This window comes from Streptomyces sp. NPDC058646 (assembly GCF_042716875.1).
Taxonomy (GTDB): domain Bacteria; phylum Actinomycetota; class Actinomycetes; order Streptomycetales; family Streptomycetaceae; genus Streptomyces.
This window is the reverse complement of sequence record NZ_JBHXRK010000049.1, coordinates 20,822-28,355: the sequence shown is the minus strand read 5'-3', so window position 1 is coordinate 28,355 and position 7,534 is coordinate 20,822. Positions and strand designations below refer to the sequence as shown.

The 7,534-nt window shown below is 68.7% G+C and carries 4 protein-coding genes; 3 read left to right on the top strand and 1 reads right to left on the bottom strand.

Features of this window, described 5'->3' with window-relative positions; genetic code table 11:
- The first annotated feature begins 664 nt into the window (after positions 1 to 664).
- Positions 665 to 1,369, top strand: coding sequence for a hypothetical protein (locus ACFWUZ_RS34670; protein WP_384381860.1), 705 nt, complete (start codon positions 665 to 667; stop codon positions 1,367 to 1,369).
- A 60-nt stretch (positions 1,370 to 1,429) separates the two neighbouring features.
- The gene (locus ACFWUZ_RS34665; RefSeq protein ID WP_384381858.1) at positions 1,430 to 4,093 is read left to right on the top strand and encodes a Helicase associated domain protein; all 2,664 of its coding nucleotides are present in this window, start codon (positions 1,430 to 1,432) and stop codon (positions 4,091 to 4,093) included.
- A gap of 287 nt (positions 4,094 to 4,380) precedes the next feature.
- On the opposite strand, the gene ACFWUZ_RS34660 is transcribed toward ACFWUZ_RS34665, so the two are convergent.
- Positions 4,381 to 4,566 carry a hypothetical protein gene (locus ACFWUZ_RS34660; protein WP_384381856.1) on the bottom strand — a complete coding sequence of 62 codons (186 nt, stop codon included), beginning with the start codon at positions 4,564 to 4,566 and terminating at the stop codon, positions 4,381 to 4,383.
- A gap of 329 nt (positions 4,567 to 4,895) precedes the next feature.
- Between ACFWUZ_RS34660 and ACFWUZ_RS34655 the strand changes: the two genes are divergently transcribed.
- Positions 4,896 to 6,539 (top strand): histidine decarboxylase, encoded by a 1,644-nt coding sequence (locus ACFWUZ_RS34655; RefSeq protein ID WP_384381854.1) that lies wholly within the window; start codon positions 4,896 to 4,898, stop codon positions 6,537 to 6,539.
- Positions 6,540 to 7,534 lie beyond the last annotated feature (995 nt).

Here is a 7,534-nt window from a genome sequence, read left to right as displayed (position 1 = left end):
TGCGCGCCTGGGAAGGGAACCGCCTCGCTGCGCTCGGCGGGCTCGGCGAAGCCGAGCAGGGCCGGCCCTTCGGGCCGGAGTCCTGCGCTGCGCTTCGGACTGCCCGGGTTCCGCTGCGCTCCACCCGGGCTGGGTCTGCTGCGCAGTCCCTGGGGGACTTCCGCGCTGCGTGCGGGAGGTGACCCCGTTTCACGGGGCGAGGCCCTGCGGCCTGTTGGGGTGTCCGCTGCGCTCCCACCCCGGCCCTTCCGGCTCCGCCTGCAGGGCAAAGGCCCGCAAGCGGGCCAGCTGGCAAGGGGAGGGCACCTCTCTCACCCGGGGCTGGCGCTCTCCCCTAGGAAGGGGGTGGCGGTACTGGCCGGTCTTGGGCCCGTGTGTGGTGGGTACGCGCGGCGGGGTTCGGGCTGGATTCGAACCAGCGTGCTCCCCTCCTGATGAGATGGGCGCGTCTACCTCTGCGCTACAGTCCCCGCCGCGGTAGGCACAGTCTATAGACGGACCATCAGAGCTGCGGCAACGACCCGGCCTGCGACTTGGCCGTGCCCGGCAGCCATGCGTCGGCCCTTCGGGTGGGGGTTCTCCGCTTCACTCCGGACCCCGGGGTGTCCGCTTCTTACGCAGCCATAACAGTGTGAGATGCCGCTTGTCCTGATCCTGCTGCGGCATGGCCACTCGTTTCGAGCTTCGGAATACGCTGTGCATCACCTTGCTGGTGCATGTACCTTTGGTAGAAATACATGGCACGTGGAGCGTCCATGCCATGGAGGATGAGCAAGGACTGATGATGGGAAATGCAAGGGCGTACCCGGTCTATCGGAATGAAGGCGGGGATGTGGGCTCGGTCATCTCCGTAGCCGAGCTTCTGGTCGGGTGCGGCGAGCTGTGGGTTGACGCCACCGTCGACCTGTACGCCGAACTGTCCCGGGCTGACGACGTCCGGTACGCCGCGACACTGTTCCCCCGCGACCTGTTTCCACTCGCCCTATTCTCGGGAGGCGGTTCCTACCTCCGCGCCACGGAGCTGCCCCAGGACGGAGACAAACTGGCCTCTCTGCTGCCCATGACGGTGATGGTAGAAGCACCGGTCACAGACGACCTGCTCAGCAGAGCCCCCGAATTGCTGTCCCGCGCAACATGGGGCCAACTCGCCTGGATGGCCCTGACCTGGCCGGCCATACCTGAACTCGACCTCCGGTCCGAGCAGGCACGCACCGGGGTGCAGGCATGCTTCAACGTCGACGCCAACCACGCGCCCGCCGCCAGCCACACCGTGTACGCCCACGTCCACCCCTACGACGACGAACGGCCACACCACCTCGCCCGCCAGATCGGCCACAACATCGTCGGCCCCTCCGAACACGGCTGGTAACACAGAAGCTCGCAAAACTCTGGCGCCTCAATCGGGACCTTGCGAAAGGCAAACGCAGCTGTGATTCAGCTCCGAGAACACCAGGCCGATCAGAAGTCAGCCTTCCGCAAATGGGTGGGATTTCCTGTAAAATCTTCTGTGCCCTTGCAGGGTGCCCGGGCAACCATCGTCTCCGCGACCGGGTCCGGGAAGACCATCACCGCCGCCTCGTGCGCCCTGGACTCCTTCCCCCACAGCCGGATCCTCGTCACCGTCCCAACCCTGGACCTCCTCACGCAGACCGCCCAGGCGTGGCGCCTGGTCGGCCACCGGGCCCCGATGATCGCGGTCTGCTCACTGGAGAACGACGCGGTGTTGAACGAGCTGGGGGTGCGCACCACCACCAACCCGATCCAGCTCGCCCTGTGGGCCGGGACGGGGCCGGTCGTCGTGTTCGCCACCTACGCCTCGCTGGTGGACCGCGAGGACATCGACGCAACCGAGGACCAGCGCAAGGTCCGCGGGCCGCTAGAGGCCGCTCTGGCGGGCGGAGAGCGGCTGTACGGGCAGCAGATGGCCCCGTTCGACCTCGCGATCGTGGATGAGGCCCACGGAACCGCCGGTGATCTTGGGCGGCCGTGGGCGGCGATCCACGACAACGCCCGCATCCCCGCCCACTTCCGGCTCTACCTCACCGCCACCCCGCGCATCCTCGCCGCAGCCCGACCACAGAGGGACGCGGACGGCCAGGAGGCGGAGATCGCGTCCATGGCAGATGACCCGGACGGCACCTACGGCGCGTGGCTGGCCGAGCTCGGCCTGAGCGAGGCGATCGAGCGGGGCATCCTCGCAGGGTTCGAGATCGACGTGCTGGAGATCCGAGACCCCTCCCCCGTTCTCGGGGAGTCCGAGGAAGCGCGGCGCGGCCGGCGCCTGGCGCTCCTGCAGACCGCACTCCTGGAGCACGCGGCGGCGTACAACCTGCGTACGGTCATGACGTTCCACCAGAAGGTCGAGGAGGCCGCCGCGTTCGCGGACAAGCTGCCGGAGACCGCCGCCGCGCTGTACATGAACGACACCACCGGCGCCGACCTGGCGGCCGCGGAGAAACTGCCGAAGTCGTCGATCGACGCGGAGTTCTACGAGCTGGAGGCCGGCCGCCACGTCCCGCCGGACCGGATGTGGTCGGCGTGGCTGTGCGGAGACCACCTCGTGTCCGAGCGCCGCGAAGCCCTGCGCCAGTTCGCCAACGGCATCGACGCCAACAACCGGCGCGTACACCGCGCCTTCCTCGCCAGCGTTCGCGTCCTCGGCGAAGGCGTCGACATCACCGGCGAGCGCGGCGTCGAAGCCATCTGCTTCGCCGACACCCGCGGATCGCAGGTGGAGATCGTGCAGAACATCGGCCGGGCGCTGCGGCTTAACAAGGACGGGTCCACCAAGGTGGCCAGGATCATCGTGCCCGTCTTCCTGGAACCCAGCGAGGACCCCACCGACATGGTCGCCAGTGCCTCGTTCCGCCCCCTTGTAGCGGTCCTCCAAGGCCTCCGCAGTCATGACGACCGCCTGGTCGAGCAGCTCGCCTCCCGCGCCCTCACCCACGGCCAGCGCAAGGTCCACGTCCGGCGCGACGAGGACGGCCAGATCGTCGGGGCCGGAGGCGAGGGCGACGACCAGGAGGACGGCGACACGCAGGCCGCCGCCGTAGCCGCCCTGCTCCACTTCTCCAGCCCGCGCGACGCGGCGACCATCGCGGCGTTCCTGCGGACCCGGGTGTACCGGCCGGAGTCGCTGGTGTGGCTGGAGGGCTACCAGGCCCTGCTCCGCTGGCGGAAGGAGAACGAGATCACTGGCCTGTACACCGTCCCCTACGACACCGAAACGACGGTGGGCATCACCAAGGCGTTCCCGCTGGGCCGGTGGGTGCACCAGCAGCGCAAAGCCCTGCGCGCCGGGGAACTCGAGGACCGACGCAAGACCCTGCTGGACGCGCCGGAGGCCGGGATGGTCTGGGAGCCGGGCGAGGAAGCGTGGGAGACCAAGCTCGCCGCGCTCCGCTCCTACCGACGGGCCACCGGACACCTCGCGCCCCGGCAGGACGCCATGTGGGGCGAGGACGACGAAATGGTGCCTATCGGGCAGTACATGGCCAACCTCAGGCGCAAGGGCGCGAAGAACGGCCTCGGCAAGGATTCGGACCGGGCAGCGGAACGCGCGGCGCAACTCACCGCGATCGACCCCGACTGGGACTGCCCCTGGCCGCTGGACTGGCAGCGGCACTACCGCGTCCTCGCGGACCTGGTCGACGCCGACGGCCGCCTGTCCGAGATCCAGCCCGGCGTGCTGATGGATGGCGACGACATCGGCAAATGGCTCCAGCAGCAGAAGCAGCCAGGCACCTGGGCGCGGCTCCTGCCCGAGCAGCAGGAGCGGCTGTCCACACTGGGCGTCAAGCCGCTTGAGGCGCCGTATCCCGCTCCCGCTGCCGGTCGTGCGGCGAAGGGCCCGAGCAAGGCGCAGCAGGCGTTCCAGCGGGGCCTGACGGCCCTCACGCAGTGGGTAGAGCGCGAAGGCGCCCACCGGCCGGTCCCCCGCGCCCACGGCGAAAAGATCCCGGTCGAAGGCGAAGCGGAGCCCGTGGTCGTGAAGCTGGGCGTATGGGTCTCCAACACCAAAACCCGACGCCACAAACTCACCGCCGACCAGCTCGCCGCCCTCGCGAAATTGGGCGTGGACTGGGCGTGACATGGACCAGCGGTTGCGCGGTTGCGTCACCGGACGTTCATCGCAGGCCGGGGTGCTTGCTTGGAAGCGCACACCCCGTGGTGGCGCTGGACGTCGGCGGCCACGGCGCGGGCGTGGCCCGTAGAGGGCGATCTGCTCGTAGTCGTGGGGCTGGAACCCGGCGTGCGGGACGCTCCAGCCGAGTACGGCCTTGGCGAGCAGTTCGCGGGGTTCGCGGTCGAGGGGGAGCAGCTCCGCCTCCATGCGCCCCTCGGGGTCATGCAGGACGGTGTGGGTGCTGGTTGTGTTCATCGGGCCTCGCTGTTGTCGCCCGGGTGGCCGACGCCCGGCGTCGGGCCGTTGGCATCGTGCTCCTGGTCCTCGTTGTCGTGGCCGAGGAACCGGGCGAAGCCCCGGTCGGCGCGGGCCAGCAAGGCCGGGAGGGGGCGCTCGTAGTACGGAAGTCTGTTTGACCGCGAGCGGTTCATCACCATTCCGGACCGGTGCCGAAACGTCTCTCCTGGTGGCGCCCTTTAAGACATTGAATACAAACCCAACTCACCCGAATTGGCTACCGTCGGAAAATGAGGGCGTGGCGTGGCGCATATCCTGTGTACCGCGAGGCGACTGGACAGCAACCGTGCCAGCAATCGCTGCCGTTTCTGCCGCTCAGCGCTCCAGGGACCCGCTCCGGCCTCTCGGTTGCCGAGCCTCGCGCCCGGTTTTATCCCTTTAGATCCGAGCGTTGTCCGATTCTGTCGCCGTCCGGTTATGACCTGAACCGGGCAGTCGTTTCGTGAAATCGCTCAGAATCGGACACAGAATGACTATCGAGCACTCGGGTACGTCTGTGGCGGCGGTGCCGACCAATGACGACTACCGGCTAGGCGCCGACGCCTACTCCGACGAGCAGCGGATCGCGGTCCTGGCCAAGCTGGAGGGGTACCTGGGCGAGCAGCGCGGTCGTCTGCTCGGGTATCAGGTGAACTTGTCGCTCGACGGCCACGCGGCGCTGGGGCGGTTCCTGGGCTTTCACATGAACAACATCGGGGACCCGTTCGTCGACAGTCACTACAGCCTGCACTCGCGGTGGTTGGAGCGGGCGGTCCTGGAGCACTACGCCCGTCTGTGGCACGTGTCTCTGCCCGAGGATCCGGCCCGCCCGGGCGTCGAGGACGGGTGGGGGTACGTGCTGTCCATGGGCAGCACGGAGGGCAATCTGTACGCCATGTGGAACGCGCGTGACTACCTCGACGGCAACGCCCTGGTGCGTGATGAGGTCTCCGGCGAAGCCAGCTGCCGCACCAGCTACCTGCGGGCCAAGCACCCCGACGGCAACCCCAACGCCTACATGCCGGTGGCGTTCTTCTCGCGGGAGACGCACTACTCGCACATCAAGGCGATGCGGGTGCTGGACATCCCGACCTTCTACGACCTGGGCGGAAGCCTCTACCCCGGGCAGTGCCCGATCGACGTGGCCGGCACCGGGATGCCGATGTACAACGGCTGGCCTCTGGGCGGTGTCCCGACCACCGGCGGCGACGAGGGACCGGGCACGGTCGACGTCGACGCCTTGGTCGCCCTCGTGGACTTCTTCGCTGCCAAGGGCCACCCCGTGCTGGTCAACTTCAACGTCGGGAGCGTCTTCAAGGGCGCCTTCGACGACGTCCAGGGCGCCTGCGAGCGCCTGCGGCCGGTCTTCGAGCGGCACGGCCTCGTCGACCGCACCGTGCGCTTCGACCCCGACGACCCCGAGCGCGTCAGCACCCGCAACGGCTACTGGATCCACGTCGACGGAGCCATGGGCGCCGCCTACGCCCCCTACCTGGAGAAGGCCCGCGACACCGGACTCATCGACACCGCGCCCCCGGTCTTCGACTTCCGGATCCCCGAGGTGTCCTCCATCGTCACCAGCGGCCACAAGTATCCCGGAGCGCCCGTCCCCACCGGCATCTACATGGCCCGCGCGGGAGCCAAGCTGCGCCCGCCGTCCGACCCGGCGTACGTCTCCTCCCCCGACAGCACCTTCGCCGGGTCCCGCAGCGGCTTCGCCTCGCTGGCCATGTGGAACCACCTCGCCCAGTCCAGCGAGGAGCAGCAAATCCGCCAGGCCGCCGAAGTCCTGCGGATCGCCGAGTACACCGCCGAACGTCTGCGCGAGCTCAGCGAGCAGCTGCGGGAACGCGGTGAGCCCTGGGCCGAGGACGGCATCGAGGTCGGCCACGGCGATCACGCGCTCAGCATCTGGTTCCAGCAGCCCCGTGCCGAAATCACCCGCAAGTACTCGCTGGCCTGCATGCCCCTCAACCTCGACGGCCGCCGGCACGACTACAGCCACGTCTACGTCATGCCACACGTCACCCAGGAACTGATCGACGAACTCCTCGCAGACCTCTCCCAGCCCGGAGCCTTCGATCGCTCCGGCGACAGCGACGCAGTGCGGCCCCCGCTCCCCCACCAGCGCTGACCCCGACCGGCAACGGGCAACAACATCACCGACTGACGGCCGTCTGCGGTGCTGCCCCGCGCGCACGCGGGCAGGGCAGCAGACGGCTCGTGTTCACGCCGTGACCGGACCGGGCAGGCCGTCCGAGCAGTACCGCCGCTCCTCACTTGGGAAACCGTGCCGCCGCCAGGCGGGTGGGAGTTCCCTGACGGTCCCGCCCGGCTGCCCTCGCCACGCCGGCAACGGTCCTGGACCGAGGAAGTCGGCGGGCCCGCCCCGAGCGGCTGCGCACTCCTTCTCTCTCCGTCCCCTCTTCGAAGAGGTACCTGCCAATGTCACCCGAAGCGTGGCTGCCCAGCATCACGGCGCTTTCCCGCGCCTATGACCTGGACGGCGACGGTCAGCCAGCGGGAGCCCGGACCGAAAGCGGAATCCAAAATTCACATCAGCTGAATCGACCCGGCAGCCTCCACGTCACTCCTCCGAGTCGATGACGTCCTGGCAGCCGAGCACCCCGACCTGGCCGATCCTGCAAAGCGACCTGCGGACTCCGGGCGCAACGGAGGCATGCTGTTCGGGACGCTCCTCGTTGCGCGCAGCGTGGTGTGCAGGCGGGTGCGCAGGTGTATGAGAGCGTCGAAGTCTGCGATCTGCGTGAACCCGGTCAGCAGGTGGCCGATCAGTGCGTCGTCACCGTCTCCCACCGCCAGCACGATCGCCTCGATTGTCTCCCGAACCGTGGGAGGCAGTCCCTCAGAGCCATCTGCGTGCCCACCGAAAGCGTCCCCTCCCTCTGCGGACAGCAGCCTCACCTCGTGACGCACGGGACAGGTTGCGGCGCGTTGGCACGCACGGTTTCGGCTCCGGGTCGGCGCTGTGTGGTCATGGCCCGATCCTGCGCTCCCCCAAGGTCAGCCAAACTCAGGAAGGCCGGTGACAGATCAGCCGGCCTGCGCTTCGTGGCGGGCAAGCAGTCTCGGCTGCTCGGGCGGTTTCGACCTCAGCCGCCGACACGG